The 17,589-nt window shown below is 68.5% G+C and carries 18 protein-coding genes and 1 rRNA gene; 14 read left to right on the top strand and 5 right to left on the bottom strand.

Annotated elements, in window-relative coordinates:
• The first annotated feature begins 10 nt into the window (after positions 1 to 10).
• From ispG to ACE5C1_RS04715, 6 genes are read left to right on the top strand one after another with little or no spacing between them, the layout of a single operon-like run.
• Entirely contained in the window at positions 11 to 1,135 is a 1,125-nt protein-coding gene (ispG, locus tag ACE5C1_RS04740; RefSeq protein WP_374942912.1) for a flavodoxin-dependent (E)-4-hydroxy-3-methylbut-2-enyl-diphosphate synthase, read from the top strand.
• A gap of 32 nt (positions 1,136 to 1,167) precedes the next feature.
• On the top strand, positions 1,168 to 1,461 hold the full coding sequence (locus ACE5C1_RS04735) for a hypothetical protein (protein WP_374942911.1): 294 nt from the start codon (positions 1,168 to 1,170) through the stop codon (positions 1,459 to 1,461).
• 32 nt (positions 1,462 to 1,493) lie between these two features.
• Positions 1,494 to 1,823 carry a hypothetical protein gene (locus tag ACE5C1_RS04730; protein WP_374942910.1) on the top strand — a complete coding sequence of 110 codons (330 nt, stop codon included), beginning with the start codon at positions 1,494 to 1,496 and terminating at the stop codon, positions 1,821 to 1,823.
• Positions 1,816 to 2,730: a DMT family transporter gene (locus tag ACE5C1_RS04725; RefSeq protein ID WP_374942909.1), complete on the top strand. Its 915-nt coding sequence runs from the start codon at positions 1,816 to 1,818 to the stop codon at positions 2,728 to 2,730. The genes ACE5C1_RS04730 and ACE5C1_RS04725 overlap by 8 nt, the downstream gene beginning before the upstream one ends.
• Positions 2,727 to 3,206 (top strand): GNAT family N-acetyltransferase, encoded by a 480-nt coding sequence (locus ACE5C1_RS04720; protein ID WP_374942908.1) that lies wholly within the window; start codon positions 2,727 to 2,729, stop codon positions 3,204 to 3,206. Before ACE5C1_RS04725 ends, ACE5C1_RS04720 begins: the two co-directional genes overlap by 4 nt.
• Positions 3,206 to 3,550: a TfoX/Sxy family protein gene (locus tag ACE5C1_RS04715; RefSeq protein ID WP_374942907.1), complete on the top strand. Its 345-nt coding sequence runs from the start codon at positions 3,206 to 3,208 to the stop codon at positions 3,548 to 3,550. Before ACE5C1_RS04720 ends, ACE5C1_RS04715 begins: the two co-directional genes overlap by 1 nt.
• A 3-nt stretch (positions 3,551 to 3,553) precedes the next feature.
• Here the strand turns inward: ACE5C1_RS04715 and ppa are convergent, their stop codons facing one another.
• From ppa to ACE5C1_RS04700, 3 genes are all read right to left on the bottom strand, one after another.
• Positions 3,554 to 4,135: an inorganic diphosphatase gene (gene ppa / locus ACE5C1_RS04710; protein WP_374942906.1), complete on the bottom strand. Its 582-nt coding sequence runs from the start codon at positions 4,133 to 4,135 to the stop codon at positions 3,554 to 3,556.
• A gap of 28 nt (positions 4,136 to 4,163) precedes the next feature.
• Positions 4,164 to 6,089, bottom strand: coding sequence for a M61 family metallopeptidase (locus ACE5C1_RS04705; RefSeq protein WP_374942905.1), 1,926 nt, complete (start codon positions 6,087 to 6,089; stop codon positions 4,164 to 4,166).
• Between the two features lie 101 nt (positions 6,090 to 6,190).
• Positions 6,191 to 6,838, bottom strand: a complete 648-nt coding sequence (locus ACE5C1_RS04700; protein ID WP_374942904.1) for a DUF1345 domain-containing protein — start codon at positions 6,836 to 6,838, stop codon at positions 6,191 to 6,193.
• A gap of 49 nt (positions 6,839 to 6,887) precedes the next feature.
• On the opposite strand from ACE5C1_RS04700, the gene hisS reads away from it, so the two are divergent.
• The 6 genes from hisS (at position 6,888) to ACE5C1_RS04670 (ending at position 14,733) form a co-directional block, all read left to right on the top strand.
• Positions 6,888 to 8,183 (top strand): histidine--tRNA ligase, encoded by a 1,296-nt coding sequence (hisS, locus tag ACE5C1_RS04695; protein ID WP_374942903.1) that lies wholly within the window; start codon positions 6,888 to 6,890, stop codon positions 8,181 to 8,183.
• Between the two features lie 127 nt (positions 8,184 to 8,310).
• Positions 8,311 to 9,384 carry a peptide chain release factor 1 gene (gene prfA, locus ACE5C1_RS04690; protein ID WP_374942902.1) on the top strand — a complete coding sequence of 358 codons (1,074 nt, stop codon included), beginning with the start codon at positions 8,311 to 8,313 and terminating at the stop codon, positions 9,382 to 9,384.
• Positions 9,385 to 9,427: 43 nt separating this feature from the next.
• Complete coding sequence (prmC, locus tag ACE5C1_RS04685; protein WP_374942935.1) at positions 9,428 to 10,321, top strand: peptide chain release factor N(5)-glutamine methyltransferase; 894 nt, start codon at positions 9,428 to 9,430, stop codon at positions 10,319 to 10,321.
• Between the two features lie 255 nt (positions 10,322 to 10,576).
• Complete coding sequence (locus ACE5C1_RS04680; protein WP_374942901.1) at positions 10,577 to 11,683, top strand: DUF4167 domain-containing protein; 1,107 nt, start codon at positions 10,577 to 10,579, stop codon at positions 11,681 to 11,683.
• Positions 11,684 to 11,813: 130 nt separating this feature from the next.
• Entirely contained in the window at positions 11,814 to 13,250 is a 1,437-nt protein-coding gene (locus ACE5C1_RS04675) for a DUF4139 domain-containing protein (RefSeq protein ID WP_374942900.1), read from the top strand.
• Position 13,251: 1 nt separating this feature from the next.
• Positions 13,252 to 14,733, top strand: coding sequence for a DUF4139 domain-containing protein (locus ACE5C1_RS04670; protein ID WP_374942899.1), 1,482 nt, complete (start codon positions 13,252 to 13,254; stop codon positions 14,731 to 14,733).
• On the opposite strand, the gene ACE5C1_RS04665 is transcribed toward ACE5C1_RS04670, so the two are convergent.
• A complete protein-coding gene (locus ACE5C1_RS04665) occupies positions 14,730 to 15,011 on the bottom strand; it encodes a hypothetical protein (protein WP_374942898.1) in 282 nt (93 codons plus the stop codon). The two genes, ACE5C1_RS04670 and ACE5C1_RS04665, sit on opposite strands and share 4 nt — an antisense overlap.
• A 61-nt stretch (positions 15,012 to 15,072) precedes the next feature.
• Between ACE5C1_RS04665 and ACE5C1_RS04660 the strand changes: the two genes are divergently transcribed.
• Positions 15,073 to 15,498 carry a CBS domain-containing protein gene (locus ACE5C1_RS04660; protein WP_374942897.1) on the top strand — a complete coding sequence of 142 codons (426 nt, stop codon included), beginning with the start codon at positions 15,073 to 15,075 and terminating at the stop codon, positions 15,496 to 15,498.
• A gap of 48 nt (positions 15,499 to 15,546) precedes the next feature.
• On the opposite strand, the gene ACE5C1_RS04655 is transcribed toward ACE5C1_RS04660, so the two are convergent.
• Positions 15,547 to 17,025 (bottom strand): lipopolysaccharide biosynthesis protein, encoded by a 1,479-nt coding sequence (locus ACE5C1_RS04655; RefSeq protein WP_374942896.1) that lies wholly within the window; start codon positions 17,023 to 17,025, stop codon positions 15,547 to 15,549.
• Between the two features lie 431 nt (positions 17,026 to 17,456).
• Between ACE5C1_RS04655 and ACE5C1_RS04650 the strand changes: the two genes are divergently transcribed.
• Positions 17,457 to 17,589, top strand: a 16S ribosomal RNA gene (locus ACE5C1_RS04650); the annotation flags it as partial.

The raw sequence follows: 17,589 nt of genomic DNA, 5'->3' as shown, positions 1-17,589 counted from the left end.
AGGGGCGTCCATGTCCATTCGTCCCTGGCGCGACATCGCGCGCCGCCCGAGCCGCCAGATCATGGTCGGCAACGTCCCCGTCGGCGGCGACGCGCCGGTCACCGTCCAGACGATGACCAACACGCCCACCAACGACGCGCGTGCCACCATCGACCAGATCAGGCGATGCGAAGACGCGGGGGTCGACATCATCCGGGTCAGCTGCCCCGACGTCGAATCGACCGCCGCGCTCGGCCAGATCGTCCGCGCCGCCCGCGTGCCGATCGTCGCCGACATCCATTTCCACTACAAGCGCGCATTGGAAGCCGCCGACGCGGGCGCGGCGTGCCTCCGGATCAACCCTGGTAACATCGGCTCGTCGGCCCGCGTGGCCGAGGTCGTGCGCGCGGCCAAGGCCAATGGCTGCGCGATCCGCATCGGCGTCAACGGCGGTAGCCTGGAGCGTCACCTGCTCGAGAAATACGGCGAGCCGTGCCCCGACGCGCTGGTCGAGAGCGCGATGGATCACATCAAGCTGCTCCAGGACCACGACTTCCACGAATACAAGGTCGCGGTGAAGGCGTCCGACCTGTTCCTGGCGGTCGCAGCCTATCAGCAACTGGCGGAACAGGTCGATTGCCCGCTGCATCTGGGCATCACCGAAGCGGGCGGCTTCGTCGGCGGCACCGTCAAGTCGGCGATCGGCATCGGCTCGCTGCTGTGGTTCGGGATCGGCGACACCATCCGGGTGTCCTTGTCCGCCGAACCCGAAGAGGAGGTCCGCGTCGGCTTCGAGATCCTGAAGTCGCTCGGCATCCGCAACCGCGGGGTGCGGGTGGTGTCGTGCCCGTCATGCTCGCGCCAGGGCTTCGACGTCATCCGCACCGTTCAGGCACTGGAAGAACGCTTGCAGCACATCCGCACGCCCATGTCGCTCTCGGTCCTCGGCTGCGTCGTCAACGGCCCCGGCGAAGCGCGCGAGACCGACATCGGCGTCACCGGCGGCGGCGCGGGCAAGCATATGGTGTATCTGTCGGGCGTCACGGACCACCATGTCCAGGACGAGGGCATGATCGACCATATCGTCAAGCTGGTGGAGGCGAAGGCGGCGGAGATCGAGGCGGCGGACGAGGGCGCGAAGGTAGCGGCGGAGTGATATCCCGCAGGAGTCGTGCTGCGCTGCTGCTGGTGGCGGTGGTCACGTCGGCCGCCGGGCACGAAAAAGTGCGCGTCGCGATAACCTGCTCTCCCGAAGGCAAGCTGGCGACGATCCAGGTCGGCTCTGCACCCGCAAGAACGATGGATGAGCAATCGTACGAGCAGGTCATCAAACAAGCGCTGCCGAACCGACGTGCGACGATCGTCCTGGTGAACGATGTGGACACGCCGTATCGCTGTGTCGGCGGCTTCATCTACACGCTCCAACGACTTGGTTACCGTCACATCGGATTCGTCAGCGAGCCGCCGCCCGCGCAGCCGTAGCCTCAATACGGATAGCAGCGTATGCGTTCGGCATGGCCCAGCCGATCGACCTTTCCGCTCTTGAGGCGCTCGACCAAGGCGCCACACCCGGCCCTTGGTACGTGCGCGCTATGGATGATGATTTTGCAATGTGTGCAACCGCGGTCGCCACCAAGCCGAACACGTCCGGTGACAACGACGATCTGACCGATTCGGACTACCACGGCGTTGTCGCGGCAACGCTGATCCAACACCCGACGTACGTCATGCCCGAAGATGGCCGCGATCGGGAGAATGCCGAATTGATCGCGGCGGTCCGCACGGCGCTTCCCGAACTGCTGCGGCTGGCGCGCCTGGGTGCGGCGTCTGAACAGCTTGGCTGATCCGTTGACCTCCGGACGCTCCGTCTCCCCCGCGCTCGCCTTCGGCATCGCCGCAGGCGGGATCGGGCTGTTCTCGATCATGGATGCGTTCATGAAGTCGCTGGTGCTCGGCATCGGCGTCTACAACGCGCTGTTCTGGCGGACGATGATCGGGGCGGGGTTCGGCGCGGTCGTGTGGCGGGGGAGCGGGGGCGGATGGCCAAGTCGGCGGGCAATGCGGCTGCATCTGGCGCGCGGCTGCGTGACCGCGGCGATGGCGACGTTGTTCTTCTGGGGGCTGGCGCGGGTGCCGATGGCGCAGGCGATCGCGCTGACCTACATCGCGCCGCTGCTGGCGCTGCTGCTCGGCGCATGGGTGCTGCACGAGCGGGTGGGGCCGCGGGTCGTTGTCGCTTCGGCGGTGGCGTTCGGCGGGGTGCTGGTGGTGCTGGCGGCGCAGTCGCGGATGGCGCTGGGGCCGGAGGCGCTCCACGGATCGGTCGCGATCCTGGTGTCGGCAGTGCTGTATGCGGTCAATCTCGTCATCGCGCGCGTCCAGGCGCAGGCGGCACGGCCGCAGGAGATCGCGTTTTTCCAGTCGAGCGTCGTCACCCTGCTGCTCGCCTGCGCGGCGCCGTGGTTCCTGGTCGTGCCCGGCGCGGACTCATGGCCCAAGCTGGTCATCGGCGCGGCGCTGGGGACGTCGTCGCTGCTGCTGCTCGCCTGGGCCTATGCCCACGGCGACACCGGCTATCTGGCGACCACCGAATACACATCCTTCATCTACGCCGCGGTGCTGGGCTTCGTGGTGTTCGGCGAGCGGGTGTCGTTGGTAACGCTCGCCGGTGCCGGGCTGATCGTCGCCGCTTGCCTCTATGCCGCGCGCTGCCGCGATATCGCGGGCGCAGGCGTCGAGGCGGCGGCATGATCGTCCGCGCCGCCACGCCCGCCGATGTTGCGACCATCCTCGGCTTCGTCCGCGATCTCGCCGCGTTCGAGCGCGAGCCCGACGCCGTGGAGGCGACCGAGGTGACGCTCGGCGAAGCGCTGTTCGGCGCGCATCCCGCGGCGGAAGCGGTCGTCGCCGAGCGGGAGGGCGCGGCGGTGGGCTTCGCGCTGTTCTTTCACAATTTCTCGACCTGGACCGGGCGGCGCGGGCTCTATCTCGAAGACCTGTACGTCACCCCCGAGGCGCGTGGGCGCGGGGTGGGCCGAGCGCTGCTCCAGCATCTGGCTGCGCTCGCGCTCGACCGCGGCTGCGTGCGCTTCGAATGGTCGGTGCTCGACTGGAACGAGGGCGCGGTGCGCTTCTATCGCAGCCTCGGCGCGGTCGGCATGGAGGAATGGACGATCCAGCGCGTGACCGGCGACGCGCTTCGGCGGCTCGCGGGGCGAGCAGGCTGATGGCCTTTGACGCCGGTCTGGTCGCCTGCGTGGCGGAGGCGATGGAGCCGGCCGGCACCGTCACCCACCGTGCGATGATGGGCGGCGCGACGCTTTACTGCGACCGCGTGGTGTTCGCCATCGTCGCGGCGGATGCCTTGTGGTTCAAGGCCGACGCAAGCAGCGACGCCGAGTGGGATGCCGCGGGCTGCACGCGCTTCACCTACGACAAGGGCGAAGGGCAGGTCGGCACCATGAACTACCGCCGCGCGCCCGACGAATGCTACGACGATGCCGACGCGCTGCGACGCTGGGCAGCGCTGGGGCTTGCCGCCGGTGCGCGAGGGTGCGCCAAGCGGCGCTAGACTCTAAGCCCGCCCGGCGACCTCGTCCTTGTCATGCGGATCGCCGTCGGCCGCCTTGGCCGCGTCGTAGCGCTCGATCGCCTCCAGGGTGATGCGGCGGGCTTCGTCGGCATCGCCCCAGACGCCGACGCGCACCCACTTCTTCTTCTCCAGGTCTTTGTAGTGGGTGAAGAAATGCTCGATCTGCTCGAAGACGATCTCGGGCATGTCGGCGCGGCCGCCGACGTCGGAGTAATAGGGAAAGACCGAATCGACGGGGACGCAGACGAGCTTCTCGTCGCCGCCGGCCTCGTCCTCCAGGTTCAGCACCGCGATCGGGCGTGCGCGGACGACGCAGCCGGGGATGAACGGCGATCGCGCGATCACCAGCGCGTCGAGCGGGTCGCCGTCGGGGCTCAGCGTATGCGGAACGAAGCCGTAATTGGCCGGATAGCGCATCGGCGTGTGGAGGATGCGGTCGACGAACAGCGCGCCGCTCGCCTTGTCGAACTCGTACTTCACCGGCTCGCCGCCGGTCGGCACCTCGATGATGACGTTCAGGTCGTCGGGCGGGTTCTTGCCGACCGGGATCAAGTCGATGCGCATGCAGGCCTTCCTGTGATGATGCCGCGGGTCAACGCGGCGCGAGCAACCGGTCGAGCCCGCCGTCGCCGGTCCCCACCTTCTCGAAGCGCGGATAGCGGGGGCCGCTGTGATAGTCGATGGCAACGTCGCGGTAGCGGTCGCCGTCCTTCAGCAGCAGCCGGATCGGCTCCTTCGTGCCCTGCGCCGCGGCGATGGCGGCGAGCAGGCGGTCGCGCGACCAGGCCTGGCCGTTGACCGCGGCGATCGTGGTGCCGACGTCGACTCCTGCCTTGAACGCGGGGCTCTCCCAGATCGACGCGGTGACGATACCGTCCTTGTCGGCGACGAGACCGATCGAATAACTGGCATCGGTACCGCGCGCCTTCTCCGCCTGGGTAAAGTACGGGGTCGGCACAGGCGTGTAGACGAGCTTGTAGCCGTTCATCGCGAAGCCCTGCACCGGAGCGGGCTTGCCTGTCTCCGTGAGCCGCGTCTTGAGAAACCCCGCCCAGTCGAACGGCACGATCCCATTCAGCGTCGCGGCGACATCGTCGAGGGTATAGGTCAGCTCGCCCCAGTCGCCGTCGCGCACGCCGAAGAACGCCCGCGAGAAATCGTCGATCGACTTGGCTCCGCCCGACTTCTGGCGGAGCATGGCGTCGACCTCCATCCAGACCATCAGGCCTTCGTTGTAATAATCGCCTTCCGATCGTTGCCAGCTCGTCCAGCCTCGCGGACGACGCTGCGAGATAATGGGGTCGTTGGTCGTGTCGATCAGCGGCCGCCACTGGCGTCCCGGCGCGAGGTCGTACGTTCCGGCGATCGCCGCCAGCGCGTCGAGCGTGTCCTGCTTGGACACCAGCCCCGATCGCGCCTGGAGCACATAGCCCCAGAATTGCGTCTGCCCCTCGTATACCCACAGCAGCGAATCGCGCATCGGCGTACGGAAGTCGGGGGTCCACAGGTCCGCGCCGCGGCGGAACTTGCCGTCCCAGCTATGCGTGAACTCGTGCGGCAGCAGGTTGCGCCGCACCGCGCCGTTCGCCCAGTCGGTGAAATAGCCGGTGGGCGCGCCGTTCTCGGACGACCGGTGATGCTCGAGACCGATCGTGCCGAGCTGGTCGCTGAGCGACAGCAGGAATTCGTAATGGTCGTAATGCTGCGCACCGAAGGTTTTTACAGCCTGCTCGACCAGCCGCTTGTGCGCGTCGATCTGCTCGGGAGTCGCGGCGAGATTATCGGGACTGTCCGCAAAGACGTTGAGGTTGACGCGCGGGGAGAGCGCCCAGGTCTTGCCGTACTTGCCTGCCAGGATCGGCGAATCGGCCAGCACCTCATAATTGGTCGGCTCATAGGCATAGGTCACGCCGTCCGGGCCGGAAGTCGCCTTGGCTTTCAGCGCGCCCGCGGCGGTCCAGCCGGCGGGGAAGCGCGCGGTGAACTTCACCGGTATCCGGCGCGTGAAATAGCCCGCGGGGTAGAGGCTGACCGAATTGGGCTGGAGGCTGACCATGTTGGGGGTCGCGGCGATGCGGCCCTGGTCGGCCTTGGTCGCCGACAGGAACTGGAACTCGATGTCGATCTTGCGCGCGGCGCTGGGCACGTCGACGTGGAAGGCGAAGACGTCGACGGTATCGCGTGTCCACGGCAGGATGCGGCCATTCGCGCGGACGACGAGGCCCGCCAGCTTCTCGATCTCGCCGCGGGGCGTGTGTGCCCCCGGGAGCCACTTGGGGAACAGCAGCGTCATGCGCCCGGCCTGCGCGACGGGAATGGTCTCGCGTACCCGAAAGATGCCGCGTGCCGTGTCGGTCGCATCGACGTCGACCGTCAGCGTGCCCGGATAGGCGACGTCTCGCGCTGCCGGGATGGTGTCGGCGAACGGCACCGGCTGCGGTGCGGAATTGCCCGGCGGAACCTGGGCAACAGCAACTGTGCCGATCAGGAGCGAGGCGGCGATAAGCGAACGGATCATGCGCACGCGCTTAATCCGCCAAAAGGTCAGCCGTCCAGTCGCTTATCCACCCAGCACATTGCCCCGCGGCATCCGCCGCCCAAGAACGTTGCCCGGCGGCGTTAGCTGCCAAGAACATTAATCGTGAACGCCAGCACCCCCAGGTTGAACACGAAGGCCGCCAGGCAATGCCCGATCGCGACCTTGCGGATGTGGCGCGACGTGATGTCGACGTCCGAGGTCTGGAACGTCATGCCCAACGTGTAGCTGAAATACAGGAAGTCCCAGTAATCGGGCTCGTCGCACTTGGGGAAGTCGATCCCGCCCGCATCGTCGCCGTCGCGTCCGTCGAGGTAGTAGAGGTGCGCGTAGTGGAGCGCGTAGATGGTGTTCGAGAACAGCCACGCGAGCACCAGCGTCGCGATGATCAGGGTGATCGCGACCGCGTCGTTCGCGCCCTTCGCCTCGCCCGCGACCGCGACCAGGATGACGACGGAGGTAACGGCGCTGAACCCCAGAAGCACCGCGCGGTTGGCGTCGTTGGCCTCCGACGCGCGGCGCATCTGATCGGCCTCGCCGCGCCGCAGCAGCGTTGCGACCGCGAGGAGGAACACCGCAGCGGCGACGTCGAACGCTGCCATCGTGCCGCGCCCCGAGCCCAAGGCGGGGATGCCGGCAGCGAGTCCCGCCGCGAAGACGAGGACGAACAACAGGAAGCGCGGTGGCGCGATGCGGTGGCCCAGCTTCATCGACATCGGTTGGTCGCTCATGCCGCATGCCTAGCGCTTGTCGGCTGCCTCCACTAGATACCCGCGCCACATGGCCACGACCCAGACACCGAACCGCGTCCGCGGAACGCAGGACATCTTTCGCGAAAACCAGCGGCGGCACGCGCATGTGCTCGCCACCTTCGAACGGGTACGTGCGCTCTATTGCTTCGAGCGGGTCGACGTGCCGGTGTTCGAGGCGACGGAGGTGTTCGCGCGCTCGATCGGCGAGACGACCGACGTGGTGTCGAAGGAGATGTACACGTTTCCGGACCGCGGCGGCGACTCGCTGACGCTACGTCCCGAATTCACCGCAGGGATCGCGCGCGCGTATCTGACCGAGGGCTGGCAGCAGTACGCGCCCTTGAAGCTGGCGACCAGCGGCCCGGTATTCCGCTACGAACGCCCGCAGAAGGGGCGGTTCCGCCAGTTCCACCAGATCGACGCCGAGGTGATCGGCGCGGCGGAACCCGCGGCGGACGTCGAGCTGCTGGTGCTGGCGGACCAGTTGCTGCGCGAGCTGGGGATCGAGGGGGTGACGCTGCAGCTGAACACGCTGGGCGATGCGGAGACGCGCGACGCGTGGCGGGCGGCGCTCGTCGCGCATTTCGAGGCGCACCGGGGCGAGCTGTCGGAGGACAGCCTCAAGCGCCTCGACAAAAACCCGATGCGCGTCCTCGACAGCAAGGACCCACGCGACCGCCCGATCGCCGACGCCGCGCCGGATATCGATGCGTATCTGACGGCGGATGCGCGGGCGTTCTTCGATGCGGTGACAGCGGGGCTCGACGCGGCGGGGGTGGCGTGGACGCGCAACCCGCGGCTGGTTCGGGGGCTCGACTATTATCGCCACACCGCGTTCGAGTTCGTCACCGACCGGCTTGGGGCGCAAGGCACGGTGCTCGCGGGCGGGCGCTACGATGGGCTGATCGGCTCGCTTGGTGGGCCGGAGACGCCGGGGGTCGGTTGGGCGGCGGGGGTGGAGCGGTTGGCGATGTTGGTAGAAGAACGTGGTGCAGAAAGGCCGCTCGTTGCGGTAATTCCCGATACGCCAGCGATGGAGTCAGCCGCTATCGAAGCGGCTGCGCTTCTCCGCCGTGAAGGACTTTCGACTCAAGTAACGTTCCGGGGCAGTTCGAAGAAGCGCAGTGAAGCGGTTAACCGTGACGACCCGATGATAAAGCTGTTTCTCAGGGATTCTCAACACCCGATGGGTGCGCTGCATCTCAGCTTCTACAGCACTCGCTACAACAATAAGGAACAGCACGAAGTCACCAAGCGCGTTCAGGAGGCGTTGGGCGAGCGGTTCGGGTGGAGCATTGGTAGCGAGGGCTTCAACACGCCATGAGCTACATGACTTTTTGCGCCACTTTCGTCACCCCGGGCTTGACCCGGGGTCCCGCTGCCTTGACCGGTGCGGAAGCAGAAGAAGCGGGACCCCGGCTCAAGGCCGGGGTGACGAGCAAGCGCTCGTCATGACCATCTCCCCCGAACGCATCGCCCAGATCGAAGCGCGCCGCGACGAGCTTCAGGCCCTCATGGCGACCGGCGACCTGCCGTCCGACCGCTTCGTCGCGGTGTCGAAGGAGTACGCCGAGCTCGAACCCGTCGCAGCAGCAGCGGGCGAGGTCCGCCGCCTGCGCGCGGAGGCGAAGAGCCTCGCTTATATGGCCGACGACGCCGACGACGAGCTCCGCGCGATGGCCGCCGAGGAGCTGCACGACAACGGCCGCCTGCTCGACGCCGCCGACCGCCGCCTGTCGCTCGCCTTGCTCCCCCGCGACGCCGCCGACGAGCGCTCGGCGATGCTCGAGGTGCGCGCGGGCACCGGCGGCGACGAGGCGGCGCTGTTCGCGGGCGACCTGTTCCGCATGTACCAGCGCTATGCCGAGGGGCAGGGCTGGCGGGTCGAGCTGATCTCCGGCTCGTCCTCCGACGCGGGCGGCTTCAAGGAGGTCGTCGCCAGCGTCACCGGCCAGGGCGTGTTCGCGCGGCTGAAGTTCGAATCGGGCGTCCACCGCGTCCAGCGCGTCCCCGCGACCGAAGCGGGCGGGCGCATCCACACCTCCGCCGCGACCGTCGCGGTGCTGCCCGAGGCCGAGGAAGTCGACGTCAAGATCGACGAGGCACGCGACCTTAGGATCGACATCTATCGCTCGTCCGGGCCCGGCGGACAGTCGGTCAACACTACCGATTCGGCAGTCCGCATCGTTCACATCCCGTCGGGGCTGGTCGTCATCCAGCAGGACGAGAAGTCGCAGCACAAGAACAAGGCCAAGGCGCTGCGGGTACTGCGCACCCGGCTCTATGAACTGGAGCGCGACCGCCTCCACGCGGAACGCGCGGGCGCGCGCAAGTCGATGGTCGGATCGGGCGACCGCTCCGAGCGCATCCGCACGTACAATTTTCCGCAAGGGCGCGTGACCGACCACCGCATCAACCTCACGCTCCACCGGCTGCCCGAGATCATGGCGGGGGAGATGGAGGAGCTGGTCGGCGCGCTGATTGCGCAGGACGAGGCGGAGCGGTTGGCGTCGTTGGATGGGTGACGCTGATACCTCCCCGGAACGGGGAGGGGGACCAGCGAAGCTGGTGGAGGGGCAGTTCCGGGCGACACGGCTTGGGGCTGCCCCTCTATCACCGCTTCGCGGCGGTTCCCCTCCCCGTTCCGGGGAGGTATGCAGTGCAAGCCAAGCCCTCGCCCACGCCGCCGCCCGCTTCGCCTTCTCCGCCACCCCGCGCCTCGACGCCGAACTCCTCATGGCGCACGCGCTTGGGCTCCAGCGCTCCGCGCTGCTGCTCGACCTCGACCGACCCGCGCCCGCCGGCTTCGCCGCGCTCGCCGATCGCCGCGCCGCCCGGGAGCCCGTCGCCTACATCACCGGCACCCGCGGCTTCTGGACGATCGACCTCCATGTCGCGCCCGGCGTCCTGATCCCGCGCGCCGACAGCGAGACGCTGATCGAGGCGGCGGTCGCGCATTTCGGGGACCGCTCGCCGCGCACGATCCTCGACCTCGGCACCGGCTCGGGCGCGCTGCTGCTCGCCGCGCTCGACCAATGGCCGGGCGCCTCGGGCATCGGCGTCGACCAGTCCGCCGCCGCTATGGCCATCGCCCGCGCCAACGCCGAACGGCTCGGGATGAGAGACCGCGCGCGGATCGTGCGCGGCGGGTGGACCGGTGCGGGCGGCGCGCACGACCTGATCCTCTGCAACCCCCCCTACATCGCCGAGGGCGAGGCGCTCCCCGACGAGGTCGCCCTCTACGAGCCCGCCTCCGCGCTGTTCGCAGGGCCCGACGGCCTCGACGACTATCGTGCGATCGCCCCGGTTCTCCGCGCCCAGATCGCTCCCGGCGGCGCGGCGATCCTGGAGATCGGGTCGACCCAGGCCGACGCGGTCGCCGCGCTGCTGACCGCGCAAGGCTTCGCGGTCGCGCTACGCCACGACCTCGGCGGGCGGCCGCGCGCGCTGGTCGCGGCTTGAAACGCGCAAGCGAAATTCTCATATTTTACTTGTAGAAAGCGTTTGCGGCCCGCTATGGGTCGCGCAGGGGCACGCGACATCGCCGAATAGTGGGACGGACAGGGGCACACGCCGCGTCGACCCGCATCCTTTGTCATGACGCCGCCGCTGTCCGGCGGCCCTGACGCGCTCGATGGCGATGCGCCGCGAGCGAACGGGATTGCACCGCGATAACGAAGCGAGACCGATCCATCATTTCGGAACAGGACGAATAGCTTGATCAACAATCGGCAAGCCGGTCGCCGTCGCGGCCGGGGCGGTAACGGCCAGGGTGGCAATGGGGGCGGCGGCAACGGTCCGCGCCAGAACGGCGGCGGCCGCGACAACGGCAACCGCATCGACAGCCGCGCGCGCGGCAATGCCAGCCAGCTGTACGAGAAGTACAAGAACATGGCGAGCGACGCGCAGCGCCAGGGCGACCGCGTCAACACCGAATATTACCTCCAGTTCGCCGACCATTATTTCCGCGTGCTGAGCGAGACGCGCAGCCGGTTCGAGGAACAGAACCAGCAGCGCCGCCAGCAGAACGACGGCTATGAGGCGCAGGCCTTCGTCGGCAGCTTCGACACCGGCTTCGACAACCAGGACGACGAGTTCGGCGACGAAGGCGAGCCGATCCGCGCGGGCGAGCAGGCGTTCGGCGAAGATCGGCCCGGGGACCGCAATGACGGCGCCCGCGACGGCAACCAGCGCGACGGCAATTCCCGCGGTGATCGCCAGAACGGGGAGCGCCAGAACGGGGTGGCCAACGGTCAGACTGCGCCGAACGGCCAGACCTTCGACCGGCCCCGGCGTGAGGCGCGTCCGCAGCGTGACGGCAATCGGCAGAACGACGGTGGCGAGCGCACTGGGCAGGATGCCCAGCGCGATGCCGTGCAGCCGCGCTACGAGGGCCAGCGCGAAGATGCGCCGCGCAATGACGGAGACCGTAACGACGTAAATCGGGACGACGCAAATCGCGACCGGGCGAACCGCGACGGCGAACCGCGCCGCGCGCCGCGCGCGGTGCGCCGCGACCGCGACCGCGACGAAGCCGCTCCCGAGGCCGCACCGGCGGAGGGCCAGCAGGCTCCGGTGTTCGAGGCACCGGCATCGGTCGAAGCCGCTCCCGAGGCCGAAGCCCCGCGCCGCCGCGGCCGTCCGCGCCGCGAGCGCCCCGTCGACGACGAGCCCGCCGCATTCGACGCCGCGTTGCTGCCGCCCTCGCTCGGCATCGCGCCCGCGGCGACCGCGGTCGCGGCTGCGGACGAGAGCCCAGCGGAGGAAAAGCCTCGCCGCCGCCGCGTCCGCACTGTGGCCGAGGCACCGCCCGCCGCGGAGTGATCCCGGCAAGATGACGAACAGGCCGGCCCGCTTCATGCGGTGCCGGCCTTTTTCGTCTGGCTTGCCCGTGTCACCCGCAGCCGCTAGCCTGCCCTCGATACGGCGGGAACAGGGGGCAAGAATGCGGGCGATGACGAAGACGGCGCTCGCGCTGTCGGCCGCGGTCGCCGCGCCCGCGGCGCTGCCGGCCCAAGTTACGCCCGCACCTGCGCCCCCGCAGGCCCAACTCCCCGGCCGCAGCGCGCAGGGGCGGGTCGCGGTCACCATCTACGCCAGCGGCACCGCGCTGATCCAGGACACCCGCACGCTGACCCTGCCCGCGGGCGTGTCGCGGCAGGATTTCCTCGACGTCGCCAACACCATCCGCGCCAACACCGTCCGGCTGGAGGCGCAGGGGACCGAGATCGTCGAGCAGAATTACGATTACGACCTGCTTTCGCCGCAAGCGCTGATGGAGAAAGCGGTCGGCCAGACGATCACGCTGGTGCGGACCAACCCCGCGACCGGCGCGGAAACGCGCGAGCAGGCGCGGGTGCTCGCGTCCAACGACGGCGTCGTGCTCCAGATCGGAGACCGCATCGAGGTGCTGCGCGACGACGGCTTGCCGGTCCGCGTCATCTTCGCGTCGTTGCCGCCGTCGCTTCGCGCGCGGCCGACGCTGTCGGTGACGCTCGACGCGAAGTCGGCGGGGACGCGACCGGTGACGCTCAGCTATCTTGCGGGCGGGCTCGGCTGGTCGGCGGATTACGTGGCGCTGTTCGACGAGGCGAAGTCGACGATCGACGTCCAGGGCTGGGTGACACTCAACAACGAAAGCAGCGTGCCGTTCGTCGATGCCGACACGATGCTGGTGGCCGACGGCACCGGCGACCGGAGCGGCATCCGGTATCGCCCGGCCGACTCGCGCCCTGTCTTGCGCCCCGGCACCCAGACGGCGGCGCGCCCGCGGCTCGGCGACTATTACCTCTATCCACTCGGCGCCCGCACGACGATCGCGGCGAACCAGCAGAAGCAGGTGAGCTTCCTGTCGGTCGACGGCGTTCCCGCGACCCGCGGCTACCGCTACGTCAACGCGTGGCTCGGCACCGCCGATACGCCGCGAAGCGCCTCGAGCATGCTCGGCTTCTCGACCGCGCGTGCGCAGGGCGCCGGGCGGGGTTTGGGCGACGCGATCCCGGCGGGCACCGTGCGCGTCTACATCCGCGACGCGCAGGGTCGCCCGCAGTTCGTCGGCGAGAGCAACATCGGCCATACTCCGATGGGATCGACGCTGGCGCTGGTCACCGGCGAGGCATTCGACGTCAAGGTCCGCCCGCTTGTCGACACCCGCACCCGCCTCGGCGACCGCTGGCGCAGTGCGATGCGCTACACGCTGACCAATGCATCGCCGCGCGCGGTGACGGTGGACCTGGTCCAGGCCGGTCTCGACAACGGCTACGACGACACCCGCATCGTCGCGGAGAGCCAGAAGTCGGAGCGGAGGTCCTCGTCCGAGGCGGTGTGGCGGGTGGCGGTCCCCGCCAACGGCGAGGCGGTGGTGACCGCGACCTTCGACACGCGGTACTGACATGCTGATCGCGCTGGCGTTGCTGGCGGGGCAAGTGCCCGAGGCGACGATAGTATCGGCAGCGCCGGCCAGCGTCGTGCTCACCGTCTACCGCGCGCCGAACCGCGCCTCCGACAGCGCAATCGACACGCAGGCGCGCGACCAACAGGGCTATGCGCTGGTCACCGAAACGCGCACCGTCGCCATTCCCGCGGGCCCGGCGACACTGCGGTTCGAGGGCGTCGCGGGCAACATCTTCGCCGAGACCGCGATCCTGACCGGACTTCCCGAAGGCGTGGTCGAACGCAATATGGACGCCGATCTGCTGAGTCCGCGGACCCTCTACGACCGCGCGCTCGGGCGGCGGGTGATCGTCCGCCGCACCGATCCGGCGACCGGGCAGGTGCGCGAGGAGCACGCGACGATCCGTTCCTCCGCGGCGGGCGCGGCGGTGCTCCAGCTGGCGGGCGGGATCGAGGCGCTACGCTGCTCGGGGCTGCCCGAGACGATCCTCCAGACGGGGCTGCCCGACGGGCTGGTCGCGCGCCCGACGCTGTCGATCCGCACCGCATCGCGCCGTGCGACGACCGCGACGGTGACGCTGTCGTACCTGGCGGGCGGGTTCGACTGGCAGGCGGATTACGTCGTCACCCTGCGCCCCGATGGCCGCGCCGATCTGTTCGCCTGGGTGACGCTGGCGTCGAGCGATGTCACGCCGTTCGTCGATGCGGCGACATCGGTGATCGCGGGCAAGCCCAAGCGCGAAGAACGAGCCGCGCCGGAGCTCGGACGCGAGGACGGCGGCTTGGTGCTGCGATGCTGGCCCGAAAGCACGTATCGCGGGGGCAGCATCATGACACCGCCGCCGGTCATGATGGCGCCCCCGCCACCCGCGCCGATGATGGAGGTCTCGGACATCGTCGTCACCGGCATGAAGCGCGTCGCCCGCCAAGAGAACCTCGGCGACCTGAAACTCTATCGCCTGCCCGAGCCGACGACGGTCGCGGCACGCTCGCAGAAGCAGGTGGCGATGCTGGTGCGCGACGGCGTAACCTTCGACGCCATCTACGTCAGCCAGAATGTGGCGCAGGAAAACGCGCCCGTACTGACGCTGCGCACCCGCAATACCGCAGCGCGGGGACTCGGCGTGCCGCTACCCGCGGGATCGGTCGCGGTGTTCGAGGGCGAGCGGCTTCTCGGCGAAGCGCATGTCGACGATCGTGCGGTCGGCGAGACGGTCGAGATCGCGTTGGGCGAAGTGCTTTCGGTGAGCATCGACCTGGACTGCGGCCAGGTCCGGTCGGGGTCGCGGACCTGCCACCTGATCGTCGGCAACGACCGCGCATCGGCGATCCACTACGAGGGGCGTATCGCGCTCGGCGACGGCGAGCGGATCGGCAGCAAGGCCCGGCTGGCGCGTACCGCCGACTCGGCGATCTGGACGATCACGGTCCCCGCCAACGCGCGCGCAACGCTCGACTATGTGGTGCGCGACAGCCGCTAGTCGATCCGCTCTACGTCCTCGTCGTGCCCCGTCCCCGAGCTGAGGAACACCAGTCCCATCAGCGCGGCGGCCATCATTACCGATCCGCCGACCCCACCGATGATGCCGAGCATCGTCGCCAGATGCAGCGGCCCCTGCACATGCGCCATCACCACGATCGTCGCCGCGACGCAGATCGCCGCGGCCAGCGTCATCCACGCCATCAGGGTGCGGAAGCGCGCCCAGGCGAAGCGCGCATAGTCGGCGTCGCCCAAACCTTTGTGAGAATGTTCGTCCATGCTTCCCCTTGAGCGCGGAAGGTGCTTTTCTCAAGCCAAGCACAGCACGGGAGAGATAGCGATGACGATCGGCGCGATCCTGAAGGGCAAGGGCGGCGAAGTGGTATCGCTCGCCGCCACCGCGACGGTTCGCGAGGCGGTGGCGCTGCTCGCCGAACGGCGGATCGGCGCGGTGCCGGTGGTCGGCGAAGGATCGGTGGAGGGCATCTTCTCCGAACGCGACGTGACCTATTGCCTCGCGCGCGAAGGCGCGGCGGCGCTCGACCGGACGCTGGCGGAGGTGATGACCACGCCGGTGCAGACCGTCGGCGCGGCGGACGCGGTGATCGCGGCGCTGTCGCTGATGACGAAGCGCCGCATCCGGCACTTGCCGGTGGTCGAGGGGGAGCGGATCGTCGGCTTCGTGTCGATCGGCGATCTTGTCAAATACCGGATCGACCGGATCGAGGCGGATGCGGCGGCGATGCGCGCCTATATCCAGCAGTAACGCATCCAGCAGGTCTAGCCCAACGGTTCAGCGCTGCTGAACCGGCAGCTATCTACGCACCGCGCTCGCGAGTTCGCGGACGAGCGGACGCGCGAAGGCCGCCAGCCAGGCGCCATAAGCAGCGACCCCGACCGCGCCGAGCGCCGCCAATCGGACGACCGGCGACGACCAGGCGACGGTCGAGTCGACGCCCGCGACGGTCAGCGCCATCGCCGCGCTGCCCAGCACCGGCTGCGCCACGCCCGCCGCGACATCGCGCAACCGCGCGCCGATCACCGGCAGCGACCGCCACAGGCTCGCCGCGAGGTAGAGCGGATAGGCCGCGACCCAAGCGCTCGCCAACCCCATCGGCCCCCACCGCACCCCGATCAGGAACGCTGCCCCCAGGATCACCGCGCCCGTCGCACCGTTGGCGACCCCGATGCCGGGGCGCCCGCGCGCGTCGCAGGCCGGGGTCAGCAGCACCTGGAGCGTCATGAATGGCATCGCCAGCGCGAGCACGCGGACGATCGGCGCCGCGCCCGCCCACTTTTCGCCAAGTACGGTCAGCACCAGCGGCTCGGCAACGACCGCTAGCGATAGGTAGAAGGGCATCGCCGCGGCCATCACCACGCGCCCGCCTTTCAGGAACGCCGCAGCCAATTCCGCGGGATCGTGCTGGAGCCGCGCATAGGCGGAAAAGGCGACCTCGTTGAGCGGCGGCACCACCTTGGCGACGAAGATCTGCGCCAGGAACAGCGCGGTCGTATAGAGCCCGAGATGATCGGCGCTGAACGCGCTGCCCGCGATGAACACATCGGCCTGGCTCTGCAGGAACCAGAACAGCTGTCCTCCCGCCATCACCCCGCCGTAGCGCGCGAGGCTGCCGGCGCCGCGAAAGTCGAACGTCGGCCACACCAGCGACCCCGCCGCGCGCGTCATGAGCGCGCCGCGCACCGCGAACAGCACGATCGGCGCGAGCACCAGCGTCCACACGCCGAGCCCCGCCATTGCACCCCCAAGCGCCGCGGTGGCGCTCGCGATCGAGGCGACGATGTTCGCGGTTGCCTGGTGGCGGAAATCCATCGCCCGGCTGAGCAGCGCATAGGGCAGTGCGACGAACGGAGTCGTCAGATAGAGCAGCGCCTGGACGCGCAGCATGTCCGCGACGATCGGGTGACCGTAATATCGCGCGGCCAGCGGAGCGAGTGCGAGCTGGCCGATCGCCAGCGTGGCGTTGAGCACGATCAGCATCCCGAACAGCTGGCGGATCTGCCGCGTCGTCACCTCCGGCTGGCGAACGAGGCCGCTGGCGAGACCGTAGCCGTTGAGCATGTTGAGGAAGGTCAGCACGACTTGGGTCATCGCGAACAGCCCATAGTCTGTGGGGCTGAGGATGCGGATCACCAGGAAGGTGGCGCCCCATTGCACGAGCTGCGCGAGGATCTGGCTCCCCGACCGCCATAGAATCGCGGATCGTACCTGCGATCCGAGCGATCCACCCGGGCGTGGCTCGTCATGATTCGCGTTTCGGACGGCGTCGGTCATGCGATTCGCTATACCCAGGGCGTGTTCACAACGGGTGAAGGCGCGGTTTTCTGCGGGTTTTGGCAAAAAGTGCCACAAATCTGCAAAAAGTGTTTGACGGTGTTGGAGACCCCGCCTAGAGGGGTGTCACCGCAGCGACGGACCACACGGTTTGCTTCTGACGGTCACCAAATCCCCGGCGCAACGCCAACCCGGTAAAAGGGGTTGAGCGAAGGCGTCGGTGCTTTGCGCTCTTTGACATTGTTGGTCAAGATGAAGGGACATGTGGGCGGCGGCTCCGGGTCTCGGCGGCTTTCAGGCGTCGGGTACTCGGTTAAAGCCAAGCCTGTTCATATGTCCTCTTACATATCCACAAATATGTGAAGTGCAGGAACAGGCTCCTGAAAATGAGCGGTTCGATCAGGGAATTCCACCTCGGTCGTATCGTACATAAACTTGAGAGTTTGATCATGGCTCAGAATGAACGCTGGCGGCATGCCTAACACATGCAAGTCGAACGAGACCTTCGGGTCTAGTGGCGCACGGGTGCGTAACGCGTGGGAATCTGCCCCTTGGTTCGGAATA

This window comes from Sphingomonas sp. (assembly GCF_964263785.1).
Taxonomy (GTDB): Bacteria; Pseudomonadota; Alphaproteobacteria; order Sphingomonadales; family Sphingomonadaceae; genus Sphingomonas.
Note: the sequence above shows the minus strand (reverse complement) of the source record. Positions and strands in the feature narration are given on the sequence as shown.

Bases quoted from the DNA above. Each gene is read 5' to 3' on its own strand.
- ACE5C1_RS04660 (WP_374942897.1), top strand. From the start codon at position 15,073: ATGACGATCGGCGCGATCCTGAAGGGCAAGGGCGGCGAAGTGGTATCG.
- ACE5C1_RS04715 (WP_374942907.1), top strand. From the start codon at position 3,206: ATGGCCTTTGACGCCGGTCTGGTCGCCTGCGTGGCGGAGGCGATGGAG.
- ACE5C1_RS04665 (WP_374942898.1), bottom strand. From the start codon at position 15,011: ATGGACGAACATTCTCACAAAGGTTTGGGCGACGCCGACTATGCGCGC.
- ispG (WP_374942912.1), top strand. From the start codon at position 11: ATGTCCATTCGTCCCTGGCGCGACATCGCGCGCCGCCCGAGCCGCCAG.
- prfA (WP_374942902.1), top strand. From the start codon at position 8,311: ATGACCATCTCCCCCGAACGCATCGCCCAGATCGAAGCGCGCCGCGAC.
- ACE5C1_RS04670 (WP_374942899.1), top strand. From the start codon at position 13,252: ATGCTGATCGCGCTGGCGTTGCTGGCGGGGCAAGTGCCCGAGGCGACG.
- ACE5C1_RS04705 (WP_374942905.1), bottom strand. From the start codon at position 6,089: ATGATCCGTTCGCTTATCGCCGCCTCGCTCCTGATCGGCACAGTTGCT.
- ACE5C1_RS04730 (WP_374942910.1), top strand. From the start codon at position 1,494: ATGGCCCAGCCGATCGACCTTTCCGCTCTTGAGGCGCTCGACCAAGGC.
- hisS (WP_374942903.1), top strand. From the start codon at position 6,888: ATGGCCACGACCCAGACACCGAACCGCGTCCGCGGAACGCAGGACATC.
- ACE5C1_RS04655 (WP_374942896.1), bottom strand. From the start codon at position 17,025: ATGACCGACGCCGTCCGAAACGCGAATCATGACGAGCCACGCCCGGGT.
- ppa (WP_374942906.1), bottom strand. From the start codon at position 4,135: ATGCGCATCGACTTGATCCCGGTCGGCAAGAACCCGCCCGACGACCTG.
- ACE5C1_RS04720 (WP_374942908.1), top strand. From the start codon at position 2,727: ATGATCGTCCGCGCCGCCACGCCCGCCGATGTTGCGACCATCCTCGGC.
- ACE5C1_RS04700 (WP_374942904.1), bottom strand. From the start codon at position 6,838: ATGAGCGACCAACCGATGTCGATGAAGCTGGGCCACCGCATCGCGCCA.
- ACE5C1_RS04675 (WP_374942900.1), top strand. From the start codon at position 11,814: ATGACGAAGACGGCGCTCGCGCTGTCGGCCGCGGTCGCCGCGCCCGCG.